At 67.2% G+C, this 19,285-nt stretch carries 16 protein-coding genes; 11 read left to right on the top strand and 5 right to left on the bottom strand.

Translation table 11 applies throughout. The annotated features are described in order from the left end of the window. Positions 1–12: 12 nt before the first annotated feature. Positions 13–1,380 carry a cysteine--tRNA ligase gene (cysS, locus tag HDC96_RS01585; RefSeq protein ID WP_179458463.1) on the bottom strand — a complete coding sequence of 456 codons (1,368 nt, stop codon included), beginning with the start codon at positions 1,378–1,380 and terminating at the stop codon, positions 13–15. A 256-nt stretch (positions 1,381–1,636) separates the two neighbouring features. Between cysS and HDC96_RS01590 the strand changes: the two genes are divergently transcribed. The 11 genes from HDC96_RS01590 (at position 1,637) to HDC96_RS01640 (ending at position 13,352) form a co-directional block, all read left to right on the top strand. Continuing rightward, a complete protein-coding gene (locus HDC96_RS01590; protein WP_179458464.1) occupies positions 1,637–2,209 on the top strand; it encodes a hypothetical protein in 573 nt (190 codons plus the stop codon). Positions 2,210–2,581: 372 nt separating this feature from the next. Then, positions 2,582–3,592, top strand: a complete 1,011-nt coding sequence (locus tag HDC96_RS01595) for an N-acetylornithine carbamoyltransferase (RefSeq protein ID WP_179458465.1) — start codon at positions 2,582–2,584, stop codon at positions 3,590–3,592. Between the two features lie 129 nt (positions 3,593–3,721). Continuing rightward, a complete protein-coding gene (locus HDC96_RS01600) occupies positions 3,722–4,915 on the top strand; it encodes an argininosuccinate synthase (protein ID WP_179458466.1) in 1,194 nt (397 codons plus the stop codon). 154 nt (positions 4,916–5,069) lie between these two features. After that, entirely contained in the window at positions 5,070–6,158 is a 1,089-nt protein-coding gene (locus HDC96_RS01605; RefSeq protein WP_179458467.1) for an acetylornithine deacetylase, read from the top strand. Positions 6,159–6,231: 73 nt separating this feature from the next. Then, a complete protein-coding gene (locus HDC96_RS01610; RefSeq protein ID WP_179458468.1) occupies positions 6,232–7,557 on the top strand; it encodes an acetylglutamate kinase in 1,326 nt (441 codons plus the stop codon). A 5-nt stretch (positions 7,558–7,562) separates the two neighbouring features. After that, entirely contained in the window at positions 7,563–8,162 is a 600-nt protein-coding gene (locus HDC96_RS01615) for a GNAT family protein (protein ID WP_179458469.1), read from the top strand. Beyond that, positions 8,159–9,112, top strand: a complete 954-nt coding sequence (argC, locus tag HDC96_RS01620) for an N-acetyl-gamma-glutamyl-phosphate reductase (RefSeq protein ID WP_179458470.1) — start codon at positions 8,159–8,161, stop codon at positions 9,110–9,112. The genes HDC96_RS01615 and argC overlap by 4 nt, the downstream gene beginning before the upstream one ends. 74 nt (positions 9,113–9,186) lie before the next feature. Then, the gene (gene argH / locus HDC96_RS01625; protein WP_179458471.1) at positions 9,187–10,482 is read left to right on the top strand and encodes an argininosuccinate lyase; all 1,296 of its coding nucleotides are present in this window, start codon (positions 9,187–9,189) and stop codon (positions 10,480–10,482) included. Positions 10,483–10,552: 70 nt separating this feature from the next. Further along, positions 10,553–10,813, top strand: a complete 261-nt coding sequence (locus tag HDC96_RS01630; protein ID WP_179458472.1) for a YciI family protein — start codon at positions 10,553–10,555, stop codon at positions 10,811–10,813. A 13-nt stretch (positions 10,814–10,826) separates the two neighbouring features. Beyond that, positions 10,827–11,975: a glutamate 5-kinase gene (gene proB / locus HDC96_RS01635; protein ID WP_179458473.1), complete on the top strand. Its 1,149-nt coding sequence runs from the start codon at positions 10,827–10,829 to the stop codon at positions 11,973–11,975. 114 nt (positions 11,976–12,089) lie between these two features. Then, on the top strand, positions 12,090–13,352 hold the full coding sequence (locus tag HDC96_RS01640) for a glutamate-5-semialdehyde dehydrogenase (RefSeq protein WP_179458474.1): 1,263 nt from the start codon (positions 12,090–12,092) through the stop codon (positions 13,350–13,352). Between the two features lie 96 nt (positions 13,353–13,448). On the opposite strand, the gene pgaD is transcribed toward HDC96_RS01640, so the two are convergent. From pgaD to pgaA, 4 genes are read right to left on the bottom strand one after another with little or no spacing between them, the layout of a single operon-like run. Next, positions 13,449–13,934, bottom strand: coding sequence for a poly-beta-1,6-N-acetyl-D-glucosamine biosynthesis protein PgaD (gene pgaD / locus HDC96_RS01645; protein ID WP_179458475.1), 486 nt, complete (start codon positions 13,932–13,934; stop codon positions 13,449–13,451). After that, positions 13,931–15,178 carry a poly-beta-1,6-N-acetyl-D-glucosamine synthase gene (gene pgaC / locus HDC96_RS01650; RefSeq protein ID WP_179458476.1) on the bottom strand — a complete coding sequence of 416 codons (1,248 nt, stop codon included), beginning with the start codon at positions 15,176–15,178 and terminating at the stop codon, positions 13,931–13,933. Before pgaC ends, pgaD begins: the two co-directional genes overlap by 4 nt. A gap of 7 nt (positions 15,179–15,185) precedes the next feature. Continuing rightward, on the bottom strand, positions 15,186–17,081 hold the full coding sequence (gene pgaB / locus HDC96_RS01655; RefSeq protein WP_179458477.1) for a poly-beta-1,6-N-acetyl-D-glucosamine N-deacetylase PgaB: 1,896 nt from the start codon (positions 17,079–17,081) through the stop codon (positions 15,186–15,188). A gap of 10 nt (positions 17,082–17,091) precedes the next feature. Then, positions 17,092–19,128 carry a poly-beta-1,6 N-acetyl-D-glucosamine export porin PgaA gene (gene pgaA, locus HDC96_RS01660; RefSeq protein ID WP_179458478.1) on the bottom strand — a complete coding sequence of 679 codons (2,037 nt, stop codon included), beginning with the start codon at positions 19,126–19,128 and terminating at the stop codon, positions 17,092–17,094. Positions 19,129–19,285: the final 157 nt, after the last annotated feature.

Below are 19,285 nucleotides of genomic sequence, written 5' to 3' on the forward strand. Positions count from 1 at the left end.
TCGGGCGGTCTTTCAGCGCTTGCGCGACCAGCGCACGCCCTGGGCGGTGTCTTCCAGCACGATGCCTTCCGCGGCCAGCTGGTCGCGGATCGCATCGGCGCGGGCGAAATCGCGGGCCTGCTTGGCGGCCGCACGCGCATCGATCAGGGCCTGGATGGCGGCATCGTCATCGTGGCCGACCGCCGTGCCGAACCACGCGCCCGGATCCTGCTGCAGCAGGCCCAGCGCCAGGCCGGCGCCGAGCAGGGTGGACTTCCAGTGCGCCTTGTCGGCGTCGGCGGCCTTGCGCGCCTCGCCGGCGATGCGGGCCAGTTCGGCCAGCGCCTGCGGCGTGTTGAGGTCGTCATCCAGCGCGGCCTCGATCTCGGCCGGGATCACCGCCGTGGCTTCCACGTCGACCAGGTCGCGCAGGGTGCCGTACAGCCGGTCCAGGGTGCGCACCGACTGCTCGATCAGCGCATCGGACCAGTCCAGCGGCTGCCGGTAGTGGGCCGACAGCAGCGCGTAGCGCAGGGCCTCCGGGGCATGCTGGCGGACCAGGTCGTGCACCCGCTCGATGTTGCCGATCGATTTGCTCATCTTGGCGCCGCCGAAGTTGAGCATGCCGTTGTGCAGCCAGAACCGGGCGAAGGTCTGCCCGCCGTGCGCGCACTCGCTCTGCGCGATCTCGTTCTCGTGGTGCGGGAACTGCAGGTCCACGCCGCCGGCATGGATGTCGATGGTCGGGCCCAGGTGGGCGGCGGCCATCGCCGAGCACTCGATGTGCCAGCCCGGGCGGCCGCGGCCCCAGGGCGATGCCCAGCCGGGCAGGTCGTCGCTGGAGGGCTTCCACAGCACGAAGTCACCCGGGTCGCGCTTGTACGGGGCCACGTCCACGCGGGCACCGGCCAGCATCTCGTCCGGGTCGCGGCGCGAGAGCTTGCCGTAGTCGGCGTAGGAGCCCACCGAGAACAGCACGTGGCCCTCGGCCGCGTAGGCGTGCCCGTTGGCGATCAACTGCGCGATCATCGTGACGATCTGCGGGATGTGCGCGGTGGCTTCCGGCTCGATGTCCGGCGGGACCACGCCCAGCGCCGCCATGTCCTCGCGGTAGGCGGCGGCGAAGCGGTCGGTGATCGTGCTGATCGGCACGCTCTGCTCGCGCGCGGCCGTGTTGATCTTGTCATCCACGTCGGTGATGTTGCGGGCATAGCGCAGGCCACCGAAGCGGCGCCGCAGCAGATCGGCCAGCACCCCGAACACCACCGGGCCACGGGCATTGCCGATGTGGACGTAGTTGTAGACCGTGGGGCCACACACATACAGGGTCGGACAGGTCGGATCGAGCGGGGTGAACGGTTCGAGCTGGCGTGTCAGGTTGTTGTGCAGGCGCAGGGTCATGAGGGTCGGGAGCGGGGGTAAGCGGTCGATTTTAGAACGTGTCGGGGGCTTTGGGGGGATGCGGGGCAGGGCAGGTGGGTGGCGGGGCCGGCCGGCGGGATCGCTGAAGGCTTCAGCCGATCCGGCCCGTGGGGGGCGGGTTCCGGGGCCACGCGTGGGTCCGGCCTATGGGCATAAACGCCACGGAAGGGTAATGTTCAGCCCCTTGTGCCTGGCACTGCCTAAACTATCCCCCTTGTCCTCTTCCTTGTTGCCAATGAAATCCGCTTCGTTGTTGACGCTGGTCTGCCTGCTCGGAAGTGCCGCCTTCGGGGCGTGCGCCCAGGACGGTGAGGTGCGCAACCGGGTGGTGATCGTGGAGAACGTCAAGTTCGACTACGCCCAGGTGCTCAACGTCGAGCCGGTGTTCCAGACCCTGCGCGCCACCCGCACCGAAGAACACTGCGTGCCGATCTCGACCCGCACGCTGGCCCCGGTCAACGTCACCGGTGAGGAACCGCAGGAAGACAAGGGCCGGTTCGGTCGCTTCATGGACTCGGTGCGCTCGATCTTCCGTCGTGAAGACGGCAGCACGGACGAGAGCGGCTATTCCGAGACCGTGGTCGTCGAGACTGCCCCGGCCAATACCGGGCCGCTGCTGACCCGTGACTGCAAGATCATCCCGGTCGGCCGCGAGTTCCGCCGGCCGATCGCCTACGACGTGGACTACGTCTACAAGGGCACCAAGTACCGCTCCCGCCTGCCCGAAGATCCGGGCAACCGGCTCAAGATCCGGGTCTCGATCACCCCCTGGGTGGGCAACGAGCAGGCCGGCGGCGCCAACCCGTGACCCCCGGCATCGCCCCGGGGGTGGATGCCTTCAACCTGAATTGTCATTCAGGCCTTGCACGCACCCCGGGTGCATGCAAAGATGGGCGGCCATGAAACTCACCGACTTCCAGCACGACACCAGCGCCGCCCGTATGGCTACGGGCATGACGTCGCGTGCCCGCCGACCGGAACCCCACATTTTCGCTGGGTAACCGGAGCTTCGTGCTGTCTGTTCGGAAAACCCAGCCCCCGCGCTGGGTTTTTTCGTTTCTGCGTCGGTAAAAAGTTTGCTTGAAAAGTTTCATCTGTACGTTTGTTGAGCCCTGAATGCGCCCCGGCGCCCCCAACCTCCGCCGGAAACGGTGGAAAACCAGCCGCAAAGGATCGATCGATGTCCCTGAAGCACTTCCTGAACACCCAGGACTGGAGCCGCACCGACCTGGATGCCCTGCTGACCCAGGCCGCGCTGTTCAAGCGCAACAAGCTGGGCGACGAGCTCAAGGGCAAGTCGATTGCCTTGGTGTTCTTCAATCCCTCCATGCGTACCCGCACCAGCTTCGAGCTGGGCGCGTTCCAGCTGGGCGGCCATGCGATCGTGCTGCAGCCGGGCAAAGACGCCTGGCCGATCGAGTTCAACCTGGGCTCGGTGATGGACGGGGACACCGAGGAGCACATCGCCGAAGTGGCCCGGGTGCTGGGTCGTTACGTCGACCTGATCGGCGTGCGCGCCTTCCCGAAGTTCATCGACTGGACCAAGGACCGCGAGGACGAAGTGCTCAAGAGCTTCGCCAGGTACTCGCCGGTGCCGGTGATCAACATGGAAACCATCACCCACCCGTGCCAGGAACTGGCCCACGTGATGGCGCTGCAGGAGCACTTCGGTACCCAGGACCTGCGTGGCAAGAAGTATGTGCTGACCTGGACCTACCACCCCAAGCCGCTCAACACCGCGGTGGCCAACTCGGCGCTGACCATCGCCACCCGCATGGGCATGGACGTGACCCTGCTGTGCCCGACCCCGGATTACATCCTGGACGAGCGCTACATGGGTTGGGCCGAGCAGAACGTCGCCGAGAGCGGCGGTTCGCTGCAGGTCAGCCATGACATCGCCAGCGCCTACGCCGGCGCGGACGTGGTGTACGCCAAGAGCTGGGGCGCGCTGCCGTTCTTCGGCAACTGGGAACCGGAAAAGCCGATCCGCGACCAGTACAAGCACTTCATCGTCGACGAGGCCAAGATGGCGATGACCAACAACGGCGTCTTCAGCCACTGCCTGCCGCTGCGCCGCAACGTGAAGGCGACCGACGGCGTGATGGATTCGGCGCAGTGCATCGCGATCAACGAAGCCGAAAACCGCCTGCATGTGCAGAAGGCGATCATGTCGGCGCTGGCAGGACGATAAGCAGCACGGCGGCCGTAGAGCCACGCCATGCGTGGCTTCGCGGCGCCCACCCGGGAGCAGCCACGCATGGCGTGGCTCTACCCGCCCCAACACACATTCTTACCGCATTCCCTATTGGACCTGACCCCCATGAGCAAGAAAGACATCGTCCTGGCCTTCTCCGGCGGACTCGACACCAGCTTCTGCGTGCCCTACCTGCAGGAGCGCGGTTACAACGTGCACACCGTGTTCGCCGATACCGGCGGCGTGGATGACGAAGAGCGCGATTTCATCGAGAAGCGTGCCGCCGAGCTCGGCGTCACCAGCCACGTCACCGTCGATGGTGGCCCGGCGATCTGGAGTGGCTTCGTCAAGCCGTTCGTGTGGGCCGGCGAAGGCTACCAGGGCCAGTACCCGCTGCTGGTGTCCGACCGTTACCTGATCGTGGATGCCGCGCTCAAGCGCGCCGCCGAACTGGGCACCAACATCATCGCCCACGGCTGCACCGGCATGGGCAACGACCAGGTCCGTTTCGATCTGGCCGTGAAGGCACTGGGCGATTACCAGATCGTCGCGCCGATCCGCGAAATCCAGAAGGAACACACCCAGACCCGCGCCTACGAGCAGAAGTACCTGGAAGAGCGCGGCTTCGGCGTGCGCGCCAAGCAGCAGGCCTACACCATCAACGAGAACCTGCTCGGCCTGACCATGTCCGGCGGCGAGATCGACCGTTGGGAAGCGCCGGGCGAGGGTGCCCGCGGCTGGTGCGCCCCGCGCAGCGAATGGCCGGTCGAGCCGCTGACCGTGACCCTGACCTTCGTCGAAGGCGAAGCCGTCGAGCTGGACGGCAAGGCGCTGCCGGGTGAGCAGATCCTGGCCAAGCTCAACAAGCTGTTCGCCGCGTACGGCGTCGGCCGTGGCGTCTACACCGGTGACACCGTGATCGGCCTGAAGGGCCGCATCGTGTTCGAAGCGCCGGGCCTGGTCTCGCTGCTGGCCGCGCACCGCGCGCTGGAAGATGCGGTGCTGACCAAGCAGCAGAACCGCTTCAAGCCGGACGTGGCGCGCAAGTGGGTGGAGCTGGTGTACGAAGGCTTCTACCACGACCCGCTGAAGACCGACATCGAGGCGTTCCTGAAGTCCTCGCAGACCAAGGTCAACGGTGAAGTGGTGCTGGAGACCCGCGGTGGCCGTGTCGATGCGGTGGCAGTGAAGTCGCCGCACCTGCTCAACACCAAGGGCGCTACGTATGCACAGTCGGCCGATTGGGGCGTGGAAGAGGCCGAGGGCTTCATCAAGCTGTTCGGCATGAGCTCGACGCTGTACGCGCAGGTAAACCGCTAAGGCGATTCACCGGGGTGCCGGCCGCTGGCCGGCGCCTCGCAAGGCCGATGGAGGGTAGTGCCGGCCGCTGGCCGGCTCGTGGCACGGCTGGATCATTGCAGAGCCGGCCAGCGGCCGGCACTACCGATTTTGAACCCTACGGATATCCAGAAACATGTTGGAACAGACACTCGATCACCTGCAGCAGCTCGTGTCCTTCGACACGCGCAATCCGCCGCGTGCGATCACCACCGGCGGCATCTTCGATTACCTGCGCGCGAACCTGCCCGGGTTCAACGTGGAGGTGATCGACCATGGCGACGGTGCCGTCAGCCTGTATGCGGTGCGTGGCACCCCGAAGTACCTGTTCAACGTGCACCTGGATACCGTGCCGGACTCGCCGCATTGGACGGCCGATCCGCACCTGATGCGGCGCACGGACGATCGCGTGATCGGCCTGGGTGTGTGCGATATCAAGGGCGCCGCGGCTGCCCTGGTGGCGGCTGCGAACGCCAGCGATGGCGACGCCGCGTTCCTGTTCTCCAGCGACGAGGAGGCCAACGATCCGCGTTGCATCGCCGCCTTCCTCGCCCGTGGCATTCCGTATGAAGCGGTGCTGGTGGCCGAGCCGACCATGAGCGAAGCGGTGCTGGCGCACCGTGGCATCAGCTCGGTGCTGATGCAGTTCACCGGCCGCGCCGGGCATGCCTCGGGCAAGCAGGATGCGGCCGCCAGCGCGTTGCACCAGGCGATGCGCTGGGGCAACCGCGCGTTGGACCATGTGGACACCCTGGCCCATGCGCGCTTTGGCGGGCTGACCGGCCTGCGCTTCAACATCGGCCGGGTGGAAGGCGGGATCAAGGCGAACATGATCGCGCCCGCTGCCGAAGTGCGTTTCGGCTTCCGTCCGCTGCCGTCGATGGACATCGATGCGCTGCTGGCCACGTTTGCCAGCTTCGCCGAACCGGAGGCGGCGGTGTTCACCGAGACCTTCCGCGGGCCGAGCTTCCCGGCCGGCGACATCGCCGAGGCCGAGAACCGCCGCCTGCTCGCGCGCGACGTGGCCGATGCCCTGGATATCCCGATCGGCAACGCGGTGGATTTCTGGACCGAGGCCTCGCTGTTCTCGGCCGGGGGTTACACCACCCTGGTGTACGGCCCGGGCGACATCGCCCAGGCGCACACCGCCGATGAGTTCGTGACGCTGGAGCAGCTGCAGCGTTACACCGCGTCCGTGCACCGCATCATCGCGCGCGGCGCGTGATCCAATGATGCCGTCGTGGCTCCCCACTGACGGAACTCCCATCGCGGCCCCGGCCGCCTGCGACGATATCGAAATGCCTTCTTCCCAGCCCCACCGCCAGACCCGTCAGACCATCGTGCGCCTGCTTTCGAGCATGGCCAGCGCGAAGGAGATCAGCCAGTACCTCAAGCGTTTCTCGCAGCTGGACGCCAAACGCTTCGCCGTGGTCAAGGTCGGCGGCGCGGTGCTGCGCGATGACCTCGAGGCGCTGACCTCCTCGCTGTCGTTCCTGCAGGAAGTCGGCCTGACCCCGATCGTGCTGCACGGCGCCGGCCCGCAGCTGGACGCCGAACTGTCGGCGGCCGGCATCGAGAAGCAGACCGTCAACGGCCTGCGCGTGACCTCGGCCGAAGGCCTGGCGATCGTGCGCCGGGTGTTCCAGGCCTCCAACCTGCAACTGGTCGAAGCGCTGCAGCAGAATGGTGCGCGCGCGACCTCGATCACCGGCGGCGTGTTCGAAGCCGAGTACCTGGACCAGGACACCTACGGCCTGGTCGGTGAGGTCAAGAAGGTCAACCTGGCCCCGATCGAAGCCAGCCTGCGCGCCGGCTCGATCCCGGTGATCACCAGCCTGGGCGAAACCCGCTGCGGGCAGATCCTCAACGTCAACGCCGATTTCGCCGCCAACGAGCTGGTGCAGGAACTGCAGCCGTACAAGATCATCTTCCTGACCGGTACCGGCGGCCTGCTCGATGAAGAGGGCAAGGTGATCGACTCGATCAACCTCTCCACCGAGTACGACCAGTTGATGCAGCAGCCGTGGATCCACGGTGGCATGCGGGTCAAGATCGAACAGATCAAGGACCTGCTGGATCGGCTGCCGCTGGAGTCCTCGGTGTCGATCACCCGGCCGGCTGACCTGGCCAAGGAACTGTTCACCCACAAGGGTTCGGGCACGCTGGTGCGAAAGGGCGAGAAAGTGCTGCGCGCCACCGCGTGGGAGGAACTCGATCTGCCGCGCCTGAAGCAGCTGATCGAATCCAGCTTCGGCCGTACCCTGGTGCCGGACTACTTCCAGAAAACCAAGCTGCTGCGCGCCTACGTGAGCGAGAATTACCGTGCCGCGGTGATCCTCACCGACGAAGCCGAAGGCGTATACCTGGACAAGTTCGCCGTGCTCGACGACGCGCAGGGCGAAGGCCTGGGCCGTGCGGTCTGGAACGTGATGCTGGATGAAACCCCGCAGCTGTTCTGGCGTTCGCGCAACGGCAACCCGATCAATCACTTCTACTACGCCGAATCCGATGGCTGCTACAAGCAGGGCCACTGGAAGGTGTTCTGGTTCGGCGCCGACGGCTTCGACCGCATCAAAGCGTACGTCGAGCATTGCGCCGCACGCACCCCCAGCCTGGAGGGCTGAACCCGATGAATCTTGCCGATTGGACCAGGGTCCCCACACTGGCCGGCACGCATGCCCGGCTGGAGCCGCTGCAGATGGCGCATATCGATGGCCTGCGCGGTGCATTGGGGGATGGCACCTTGTCCAGGCTCTGGTACACCCAGGTGCCCAGCGCGAAGACCATGACCGCCTACGTCCAGGCCGCGCTGCAGGCGCAGGCCGAGGGCAAGGTGCTGCCGTTCGCGGTCCTCAACGAGGCCGATGAGGTCGTCGGGACCACGCGCTACTACAGCCTGGAAGCCGAGGTGCCGCGCCTGAGCATCGGCTACACCTGGTACGGCGAGGCCGCCCAGCGCACCGGGATCAACACCGAAACCAAGCTGATGCTGCTCACCCACGCCTTCGAGCGGCTGGAATGCCTGAGCGTGGTGTTCGAGACCAGCTGGTTCAACTTCACCTCGCGCACCGCGATCGCGCGCCTGGGCGCCAAGCAGGACGGCGTGCTGCGCAACCACAAGCGCCACCCGGACGGCACCCCGCGCGACACCGTCATCTTCTCCATCATCGATGCGGAATGGCAGGGGGTGAAACGCCACCTGCAGCACCGCCTGGACGCACATGCATGAGCACCACGACCTTCGCCGTCGGCATCGTCGGCGCCCGCGGCCACACCGGCGCGGAACTGATCACGCTGATTGCCGCACACCCCCACCTGCAGCTGGGCTTCGTCTCGTCGCGCGAACTGGCCGGCCAGCGCGTGAGCGACCACCACAGCGACTGGCAGGGTGAACTGCAGTTCGAAAACCTGGATGCCGACGCGGTCGCCGCCAAGGGCGTGGACGCGGTGATCCTGGCGCTGCCCAACGGCCTGTCCGCACCGTTCGTCGCCGCGCTGGACGCGGCGAAGCCGGAGACGGTGATCGTCGACCTGTCGGCCGATCACCGCTTCGAGCCGAGCTGGTACTACGGCCTGCCCGAACTGACCCGCGGCGATTACCTGGGCCAGAAGCACATCAGCAATCCCGGCTGCTACGCCACCGCGATGCAGCTGGCGATCAGCCCGCTGCTGCAGCAGCTGGCCGGCCCGCCGCAGTGCTTCGGTGTTTCCGGTTACTCCGGCGCCGGCACCACGCCCTCGGACAAGAACAATCCCGAGCTGCTGCGCGACAACCTGATGCCGTATGCGCTGACCAACCATGTGCACGAGCGCGAAGTCACTGCGCACCTGCGCGTGCCGGTCGAGTTCATGCCGCATGTGGCGCCGCACTTCCGCGGCATCACCATGACGGTGAACCTCTGGCTCAACACGGTGGTCAAGCGTGAGGACGTGATCGCGCTGTACCAGAAGTACTACGCCAACGAAGCCCTGATCGAAGTGCTCGACGAAGCACCGTGGGTCAGCCGCATCGCCGGCCGGCACGGCGTGCAGATCGGCGGCTTCGACGTGGCCCCGGGCGGCAAGCGCGTGGTGGTCGTGGCGACCCTGGACAACCTGCTCAAGGGCGCGGCGACGCAGGCGATGCAGAACCTCAACCTGGCGCTGGGCCTGGACGAACTGGCCTCGATCCCGCACTGAATTCCCACGGCGCTGCGCGGCCCCTGCGCGCGCCCTGACAACCCGGCGGAGCGAATCCGCCTACGGAGCAAGACATGGCAGACCTTCTGTGGCAGAAGCCCGGCGTCGCGGTAGACGCCAAGATCCAGACCTTCCTGGCCGGCGATGATGTGATCCTGGACCGCGAGTTCTTCCTGTACGACGTGGCGGCCAGCAAGGCACATGCGCAGGGCCTGGAGAACATCGGCATCCTCGGCAACGACGAGCGCGTCGGCCTGCAGCGCGAGCTGGATGTGCTTGCAGAGGATTTCCGCAGCGGCGCGTTCGTGCTGGATGAGCGCTTCGAGGATTGCCACTCGGCGATCGAAGCGCGCCTGACCGAGCGCCTCGGCGATGCCGGCCGCAAGATCCACACCGGCCGCAGCCGCAACGACCAGATCCTGGTCGCGACCCGGCTCTGGTTGAAGGACAAGCTGCTGCGCGTGGCCGAGCTGAGCCGCGAGATCGCCAAGGTCGCGCTCGACCGTGCTGAAGCCGAGAAGGACCTGCCGGTGCCGGGCTATACGCACATCCAGCGCGCCGTGGTGTCCTCGGCGGGCATGTGGTGGGCCGGCTGGGCCGAGGCCTTCATCGACAATGCGATCCGCGCGCACGACACCTTCAACCTGGTCGATGCCAATCCGCTCGGCACGGCCGCCGGCTACGGCGTCAACCTGCCGCTCGACCGCGCGCACACCACCGAGGCGCTCGGTTTCGCACGGATGCAGATCTCGCCGATCTACGCGCAGCTGTCGCGCGGCAAGTTCGAGCTGGCCGCACTGGAAGCGCTTGGCGGTGCCACCCTGGATCTGCGTCGCATCGCCTGGGACCTGTCGCTGTTCACCAGCGGCGAGTTCGGCTTCGTCGCGCTGCCGGCGCAGTACACCACCGGCAGTTCGATCATGCCGAACAAGCGCAACCCGGATGTGATCGAGCTGATGCGCGCTACCCACGCCAGCGTGGCCGCGGCACGGACCGAAATCGAGCAGCTGCTGTCGCTGCCGTCGGGCTACCACCGTGATCTGCAGAGCAGCAAGGGCGCGATCTTCCATGGCTTCGGCCGTGGCTTGGCCGCGCTGGAACTGCTGCCGGCGCTGCTGGCCAACCTGGAATGGCGCGACGACAAGCTGCGGGCGGCGATCGACTCGGGCATGTATGCCACCGATGTCGCCGTGGAAGCGGCGGTGGCCGGCGTGCCGTTCCGTGAGGCCTACAAGGCCGCGGCCGCCGCGGCGGATACGGCCGGGCAGGGGCGTACCCCCGAGGGCAGCCTGGCCGCGCGCGTGTCGCCCGGCGCGGCGGCCGACCTGCGGCTGGATGCGCTGCGCGCCCGCTGGGCCGCATTGGTGTAATCACGACGGCGGCCGCAAGGTCGCCGTTTTTGTAACGTCTTGCCGGGCACTGCCCGCGAAAAGGACTCACATGAAAACCTGTTACCTGGTGATGGTCACCCGCACGCCGGAGTTCCGCGATGAGGTCGGTGCCGAGCATGTGCGCTTCCTCGATGAGGTGCGGGCCCGCGGGCAGCTGCTGCTGACCGGTGGTTTCACCGACAAGAGCGGCGGCGCCTACGTGCTGCAGGACATCGCCGACCTGGCCGCCGCGCAGGCGCTGGTCGACACCGATCCGCTGCTGGTGCACGGCAGTGCTACCGCCCGCATCCACGAATGGAGCACGCGCTGAGCGCGCCGATCACATGAACCAGTCCGTGCTTTCGCCGTTCACCGAACAAGCCGTTCCGCAGTGGAAACGCGCCGTGCTCAAGGTCGGCAGCAGCCTGCTGGCGGCCGATGGCGGCGGCCTCTCGCCGCGCCACGCACTGGGTCTGGCCCAGTTCGTTTCGGCCAATGTGCTGGCCGGTCGGGAGGTGGTGATCGTGTCCTCCGGTGCCGTCGCGGCCGGTCGGGCGATCGTGCCCCGCGCGCTGGAAGCCGGGGCGGCGATGGCGGCACGGCAGGCGCTCGCGGCGCTGGGCCAGGCGCAGCTGATCGGGCTGTGGCAGCGCTTCTTCGAACGTCCGGTGGCGCAGGTATTGCTGACCCATGATGACCTGCGCAACCGCCGCCGCTACCTCAATGCCCGCGCCACGCTCAATGAGCTGCTGCGGCTGGGCGCGCTGCCGGTGGTCAACGAGAACGACACGGTCTCGGTGGATGAGCTCAAGCTGGGCGACAACGACAATCTGGCGGCCACCGTTGCTGCGCTGATCGACGCCGATGTCCTGTTCATCGCCACCGATATCGACGGCCTGTACAGCGCCGATCCGCGCCGCGATCCGCAGGCACGGCCGATCCACGATGTGCCTGAGCTGACCGTCGACGTCCTGGCGATGGCCGGGGGTGCCGGCAGCGGCGCCGGCACCGGCGGCATGCATACCAAGCTGGAGGCCGCGGCCAAGGCGGGCCGTGTCGGCATCGAGACCTGCCTGTTCAACGGGCGCAGCGCCGAGGTGGTGCGCGCACTCAGCCAGGGCCGCCTGTTCGGGACCCGCATCCATGCCGCGCAGACCCGCGTGGCGGCGCGCAAGTACTGGCTGCGCCACGCACCGCTGGAACCGGGCGCGATCCTGGTCGACGCAGGCGCCGCCGATGCGCTGCGCGGCAAGGGCGCCTCGCTGCTGCCGGGCGGCGTGGTCGCTGCGGAGGGTGACTTCCGCCGCGGCGACATGATCGAGATCCGGCAACGCACCGAGGCCGGCGAGGTCTGCCTGGCCCGTGGCGTCAGCCAGTACTCGGCCAGCGACATCCGCCGCGTCGCCGGGCGGCACTCGCGCGACATCGAAAGCGTGCTCGGCTACAACTACGGTGGCAACGTGATCCACCGCGACGATCTGGTGGTGCTGTAAAGCGTAAGAACATCCACGGTAGAGCCACGCCATGCGTGGCTGCGCAACCTGGGCCCGTTCTACATCCCCCAGCCACGCATGGCGTGGCTCTACTGTTCTTCCGAGGATATTGAGATGGTCGCCAGCTCCAGTACCGACATCCGCACCCAGGCGTTGGCCTGCCGCGAGGCGGCACGGCAACTCGCCCAGCTGTCTTCCGCCGCCAAGGCCGCTCTGCTGGAGGCGATGGCTGCCGCGTTGGACGCCGATACCGATGCGATCCTCGCCGCCAACGCGCGCGATCTCGCCGCGGCCACGGAGAAGGGCGTCGGGACCGCGATGCTGGACCGCTTGGCCCTGAACCCGCAGCGGCTGGCCGGCATCGCCGCCGCGTTGCGCGAGGTGGCCGCGTTGCCCGATCCGGTCGGGCAGGTCACCCGCGATGACGTGCGCCCGAATGGCATCCGCGTGCAGAAGGTGCGCGTGCCGCTGGGCGTGATCGCGATGATCTACGAAGCGCGCCCGAACGTGACCGCCGATGCGGCCGCGCTGTGCATCAAGGCCGGCAACGGCGTGATCCTGCGCGGTGGTTCGGAGGCGATCCACTCCAACACCGCGATCGCGGCGTCGCTCAAGCGCGCGCTGCGCGAGGCCGGTGTCGCCGATGCCGCGCTGACCCTGGTCGAGGACCTGCGCCGCGAGACCATGCTGGCCCTGCTGCAGCTCAACGACCTGATCGATCTGGCAATCCCGCGTGGCGGGGAAGGCCTGATCCGCTTCGTGGCCGAGCACGCGCGGGTGCCGGTGATCAAGCATTACAAGGGCGTCTGCCACCTCTACGTGGACCGTGCCGCCGATCCGGCGCGTGCACTGGGCCTGCTGGTGGACGGCAAGTGCAGTCGCCCCTCGGCCTGCAATTCGCTGGAGACGCTGCTGGTGCATGCCGACATCGCGCCGACCTTCCTGCCGTTGGTGGCGCAGGCACTGGCCGGGCAGGGCGTGCAGGTGCGTGCCGACGCGGTGGCACGGCAGTGGTTGCCCGACGCCGCGCCGGCCAGCGACGACGATTACGCTGCCGAGTACCTGGACCTGATCATCGCGGTACGCGTGGTGAAGGATCTCGATCAGGCACTGGCGCATATCCAGCAGTACAGCTCGGACCATACCGAAGTGATCGCCACCGGGGATGCGGCGGCCGCCGAACGCTTCGTGCACGCGCTGCGGTCGGCCGTGGTCATGGTCAACGCGTCGTCGCGGTTCTCCGATGGCGGCGAGCTGGGCCTGGGCGCGGAGATCGGCATCTCCACCACCCGGCTGCACGCCTATGGCCCGATGGGGCTGGAAGCGCTGACCGTGGAGCGCTTCGTCGTCCGCGGCGAAGGCCAGACACGCGCGTGACCCGGTAGAGCCTGCCGCTGGCTGGCTCCTTCGCATCGTGGCAATCCGTGGAGCCGGCCAGCGGCCGGCACTACCGGTTTGTCGGCACCCGCGCGATTACCCGTACGCGCCTGTCAATGCCTGCGCGGTGACCCGTACCGGCCGCGCATGCTCATCCATGTGCAGTGTCACCGACTTGCCATCGGCCAGCGACGCGGCCACGGCCACGCTCGCGCCGAGGTCGTGTGCGATCTCGGCGCGTGTCACATCGTCATGCGGCAGCCGACGTTCCTTGCCCGTGAACCGCATCCGGTTGTACTCGGCCCAGGCGATCAGCAGCGCCGCGCAGCAGACCAGCATCACCGGCAGCGCGATCACCACGAACGGATCAACCGTCTGTTTCTGTTCATACAGTTGCGCCCACGCCATCCGCCCGCCGAGCAGCCAGGAGATCAGCGTCACCAGCGGCGCCCACAGGTAGAAGTAGAACGCCCAGAAGGCAATGGTCACAAAGCCCCAGGCAGTGCGCTGCAGGCGCGGCTGCTGGCGCGGTTTCTGGATCAGCCGCGAGTCGAAGCGGCGGGTGGATTTGACGGTGTTCATCGGATACCCCGGTCAGGACTGACCCAGACCGCGCGCTTGCCACGACGTTTGAAGATCGTCTTGGGGAACGCCACCAGGGTCGTGAACAGACTGATGAGCCAGTACGCCATCGGGTACCAGATCACCCAGAAGTAATTACGTCCTATATGCGTCTCGTAACGGCGGTCGATGATCAGGCTGCTGGCGAACTGCAGCAGGCAGACCAGGGCCAGGATCACGCCATGCCACTGCGGCAGCAGCGTGGCGATGTACAGATCAGGCGGCAGGTCCATGAACTTGCCCAGCGCCCACAGCACGATGATCGCCAGCATCGTGTACGCCCACAGCACGCTGAGGATGTACTCCATCAGCACCCCCCACATCCGCCGCTTGCGCCAGTGGAACAGCGAGCCGCCGTGCCGCAGCAGTACTTCCACGCCGCCCTGGGCCCAGCGCAGGCGCTGCCGCCACAGCCCTTTCAGCGTTTCCGGCATCAGGATGAAGCACAGCGCATTGGGCTCGTAGCGGATGTCCCAATGGTCCAGCTGCAGCCGCCAGCTGATGTCGATGTCTTCGGTGACCATGTCATCGGACCAGTAACCGATCCGATGCAGGGCGGTACGACGGAACGCGGCGATGACGCCGGAGATGGTGAAGATGCGCCCGTACACCCGCTGCGCACGCTTGATCATGCCGATGATCGAGGAGAACTCGGCCACCTGCAGCCGGCCCAGCAGGGTGGACCGGTTGCGGATGCGCGGATTGCCGGTGACGGCGCCTACGCGCGGGCCCGAGGTGAGGTGCCAGACCATCCAGTGCGTGGCGTACTCCTCCAGCATCGCATCGCCATCGATGCAGACCAGGTATTCCGAGCGCGCCGCCAGCGCGCCCATGCGCAGCGCATTGGCCTTGCCCATGTTGCGGTCCAGGTGCACCACGCGCAGGCGTGGGTGCAGGGCGGCCAGGGCGTCCAGGCGTGCCCCGGTATCGTCGCTGCTGCCATCGTTGATGGCGATCACTTCGAAATCCGGGTAGTTCTGCTTGAGCGCCGAGCCGAGCGTCTCTTCCAGGTTCTCCGCTTCGTTGTGGCAGGGGATCAGGATCGATGCGAACGGGTATTCGGCCATCGGCGGCGGATCATCGCGGTCGCGTGCCTTGCGTTCGCGCCGGAAGAAGTAATACAGGCCGCCGGACATCCAGAAGAAGGCCATGACCATCGGGTAGAAGAAGGCGAACTGGAACAGAATGTAGAGAAGAGGATGCATGGCGACCTCACTTTTCCTCGTACGGGAAGCTGCGCGCCGACATGGCCGCGCGGGCGTCATACGTGGAGGGACGTCCGGCGATGAAGTCATCCGGATACCAGGCGAAATGACGCACGCCCTGCGCCTGTAGCCGACGGATCTGCGCGCGCAGGCGGTCGCCGGGGATCGGCTTGCCGGTGCGCCAGTCCAGCGTCTGCAGCTCGAACATCGTCTGCGACAACTGCGGATCGTGCTGCTTCACCGCCACCACCAACCGGTCCAGCCAGCGTTCCGGGCTGCGGCTGCCTTCCATCCACGGCATTGCCATCAGCGCGGTGTGGTCGTAGGCCTTGTTGAACAGGTCCAGGCGCTGGGCGAACCAGCTCGCGCTCTGCGGTTCCAGCACGGGCTGGGCATACAGATTGCGCACGGTGCCCAGTTTCGGCCGCCAGCGCTGGGCGGCATTGCGCAGCTCCAGGGTGAAATCGATCAGCGCCTGGGTACGTGCACCGTCATTGCCTTCCTGCGGCAACCGGGTCAGCTCGGTGTCGCGCAGGTAGGCGTCATCGTGGAACAGCAGACCCTCGAAGTACGCGTTGATTGCGAGATCTTCGTAGATGTCATCGATGATCCGGCGCACCTGCGGCCGGGTGAAGTCCAGCCGGAAGATGCCGTCGCTTTCCGGGCTCTCGATGGCCAGCGCCCTGCGGATGGCCGGGTCCTTGAGCTCGTAGCCAAGGACCGGCAGCCAGGCGAACACCTTCACACCGGCACGCGTCTTGAGCTGCCACGCCACCCGGTTGAACAGGTCCGCGCGCATCGGCAGATGCCGGTTGGGGAAGTACAGCGCATCGGCCGAGCCGTTGCCGTCCGGGTCGGCGAACGCCTGCAGGAACACGTGGGTCGGGCCGATCTTCTTGACCCGGTCGATCAGGGCATCCAGATTTTTGCCCTGTTGCACCGGGTCGGCGTCGTAGACCGCGTCCAGGTCGATCTGCAGCGCACGCATTCCATCGCGCTCGACGTCACGGCGCAGTTCGTAGGCCAGCTGCACCACGGTCGGATTGTTGGTCACCAGCAGGCGCGCCAAGCCGTGCAGGTCGCGCTTGACCGGGGTGCTGCGGCCTTCCAGATCGAACGAGACCGGCATGCCCAGCTGCTCGGCGATATCGTTGCTGAGCGCGTTGTACGCGGCGTACGGCCACACGATCGCCTTCGGGCTGACACCGACATTGCGCTGGATGCGCGCCACGCTGCGGCCCAGGTCGGCGCGCAGGCGGGCCTCGTACTCGGCCGCGCTTTCATAGGTCCTGCGGGTGGGGTCGTAGATGCGCGTGATCACCGCCGGCGTCTGGTTGCCCTGCGGGTTGGACTGCACGCCGTGGTGCAGGTTGTCGGTGTGGCTGGCCAGTTCGATCAGACCGCTTTTCTGCATCTCGCGCAGCTGCGCCCAGGTCAGGAAGTCGTCGCGGGTGAACGGGCGGTAGCCGTAGTCGATCTGGCGCCCCGCCGGCATGTCCACGTAGTCGGTGATCACCGCGACCAGCGCCGGATAGTTGTAGGCGCGCAGCAGTGGGAAGACCTTGCTGTACACGCTGCGCAACCCATCATCGAAGGTCAGCAGCACCGGCTTGGGCGGCAGCGGCGTGCCGCCCTGCGAGGCGGTGATCAACTGCGACAGCGAGATCGGGTGATACCCGTGCGCGGACAACCAGTCCAGGTGCGCGGCGAAGTTCTGCGTGCTGACCGCATACGCATCCGGGTCGCCGCGCTCGGCCACCTCGTCGCGGATGTCGTGGTAGCTGAGCACCAGCAGGCCGTTGTCGGCGGCATCGAGTGCGGCCGGCGGCTGCTGTGCCTGTGCCGGCAGCACCACGGCGAGCAGGGCCAGCAACAGCCAGTGGGTCCAACGCTTCAAGTCCATGTGCTGCATGTCATTCTCCCCACCGCAGGCCGGCATCCAGGCCGATGTGTCGTTCACGCTGTCCGTCATAGACCGGTCGCGACCAGCGGATGCCGTACTCGAAAATGCGGCCTTCGCCGAGTTGCCATTCGTGGCGGTATTCCGCCGACGGCACGATCGCGCTGCCATAGCCCTGCTGCCAGTACTGCCCGGCTGAAACGGTCAGCCGATGCCGGAAGTGGCGCTCGTAGTGGCGCCACAGCTGCTGGTCCACACGCAGGCCGATCTCCACCGAGCGATCCTCGGAGGGGTTGAAGTAGGGCACGTCGTCGCGGCTGCCGCGGCTGGCGTACAGACTGCCGAGGCCGTCCACGAACACGGTCGGCCGGGTCATCAGGCGCTGCTCGATGGCGGTGCTGACGGTGTCGCGGCGGTTGCCGTCGTCGTAGCGGAACTGGCTGGCGCCCACGCTCCAGTGGGTACGTTCGTCGCGCCGGTAGTCGGCCGCCAGCGCGATGCTGTCGGCGGTGATGCCGGAGACGCGCGCCTGCATCGAAGCCTCCGGGTCGTTGCGTGCGGCGGTGATGCCGGCATGCCACTGATCGCTGAACTGCCAGCCAAACCCGGCGCTGAGGCCGGTTTCGCCGATGTGGTCGTTGGCGCGGTTGACGAAGGCTTCCGCATCCGCGCGTCCGTAGCGGTAGCGCGTGCCCACGCCGATCCGCAGCGGATCGATGGTCTGGTCCTGGAAATCCACGCTGCGCCGATCGGCGAACGCGACCAGGCGCCAGCGGTCGTCCAGCACCGGGGACTGCACTTCCACGCCATAGCGGCCGTCATCGTTGCCCAGCGGCGACGCACCGCCACCGCCGGAACTGCGGCCACCTTCGGCGTAGGCATGCCACTGCCAGCCACGGTGCGCACGCCAACTGCGGTCCATGCGCTGCACGGAGGGCTGGTTGGGGTAGGCGGCAAGCAAGGTGTCGTGGATCGGCCGCGCCAGATCATCGCGCTGTACCTGCACGTAGGCGTCGTACTGGCCGAGGCGCGCGGGGACATCGCGCGGGTCCAGCGTGTTGGCCATGCTGTAGCGCTCCAGCGCCCGTCGCGGCCAGCCGCGCATCAGGTAGATGTTGCCGAGCGAGGACTGCGTGCCGGTGTTGCCGGGCCCGATCTCGATCATCTTCTCCAGATCGCACTGTGCGGTGGGCAGGTCGCCGCTGTAGGCGCGGACCATGGCCAGATTGAGGTCGGCCTCGTAGCGCGGCCAGTTCGGATACGGTGCTTTGGCGCCGTTGGCCCAGCGCCAGGCCGGCTCATCGGCCTGCCAGCGCTTCAGCAGGGCGATCGCGGTGTCGGCCTGCTCGTCTTCCAGGTACGCATACGCGAGCTCGGAGCGGGCCTGCGGCAGCGCCGGATCGGCCTTGAGCGCCGCCTCCAGCACCGGGATCGCCTCGGCCGGATGCTGCGTGGCCATCAGCGAATCGCCAACGGCGGCCAGCAGGTAGTTGGGGACAGGGTGGCCCTCGGCGAGCAGACTGCGGTATTCCTCGCGCACCTGTGCATGGCGGCCGAGCCGGTTGAGCAGGATCAGGCGGTCATGGCGGATCCGCAGCGGCGCCTGCTGCACGTTGGTGCCGTCGCGCTCGAGGTACTGCTGCATCTGCACCAGCGCGGCGTCGGCTTCATCCAGGCGGGTGTCTTCACTGGCACCGTAGGCCAGGCTCCAGCCGACCAGCTTGGCCAGGTAGTTGCCTTCCAGCCGTTCTTTCTGGGCGGCGTCGAACAGGTCCGGGCGCGCCAGATAGAGCTGCCAGGCGCGGTGCGCGTTGCCGATGTCGGACAGAGTCAGCACCTGCAGGCGATACAGCAGTGCGTCGTCGGGCGATTGCACCCGTGCCCGCTCGATCGCGGCCAGTGCGTCCAGCCAATGGGCCTGGTCGCGGTAGTGGCCGATCTCGGCCAACGCGTCAGCCCGCGAGTCGGCGGCTGAGGCAGCCGGAGTGGAGAAAGCGAGTGCGGCACATGCCAGGCCGACGCAGAGCGCCAGCGGCCGATGGTCGTACATGGAACCCCCCCTTGGAGCATCCTTTCAAAGGTGTCTTGCGTCAAAAGTGTGACGCACATCACATGCCAATCGTGCCTGACTGCGCGGCTGTTGCCAAATGGCCAACAGCCGGGTACGACCGATCAACCCCGGATGGGCCCCGGAGGGGAGGGGCAAG

This window comes from Stenotrophomonas sp. JAI102 (assembly GCF_013409105.1).
Classification (GTDB): Bacteria; Pseudomonadota; Gammaproteobacteria; order Xanthomonadales; family Xanthomonadaceae; genus Stenotrophomonas; species Stenotrophomonas maltophilia_AA.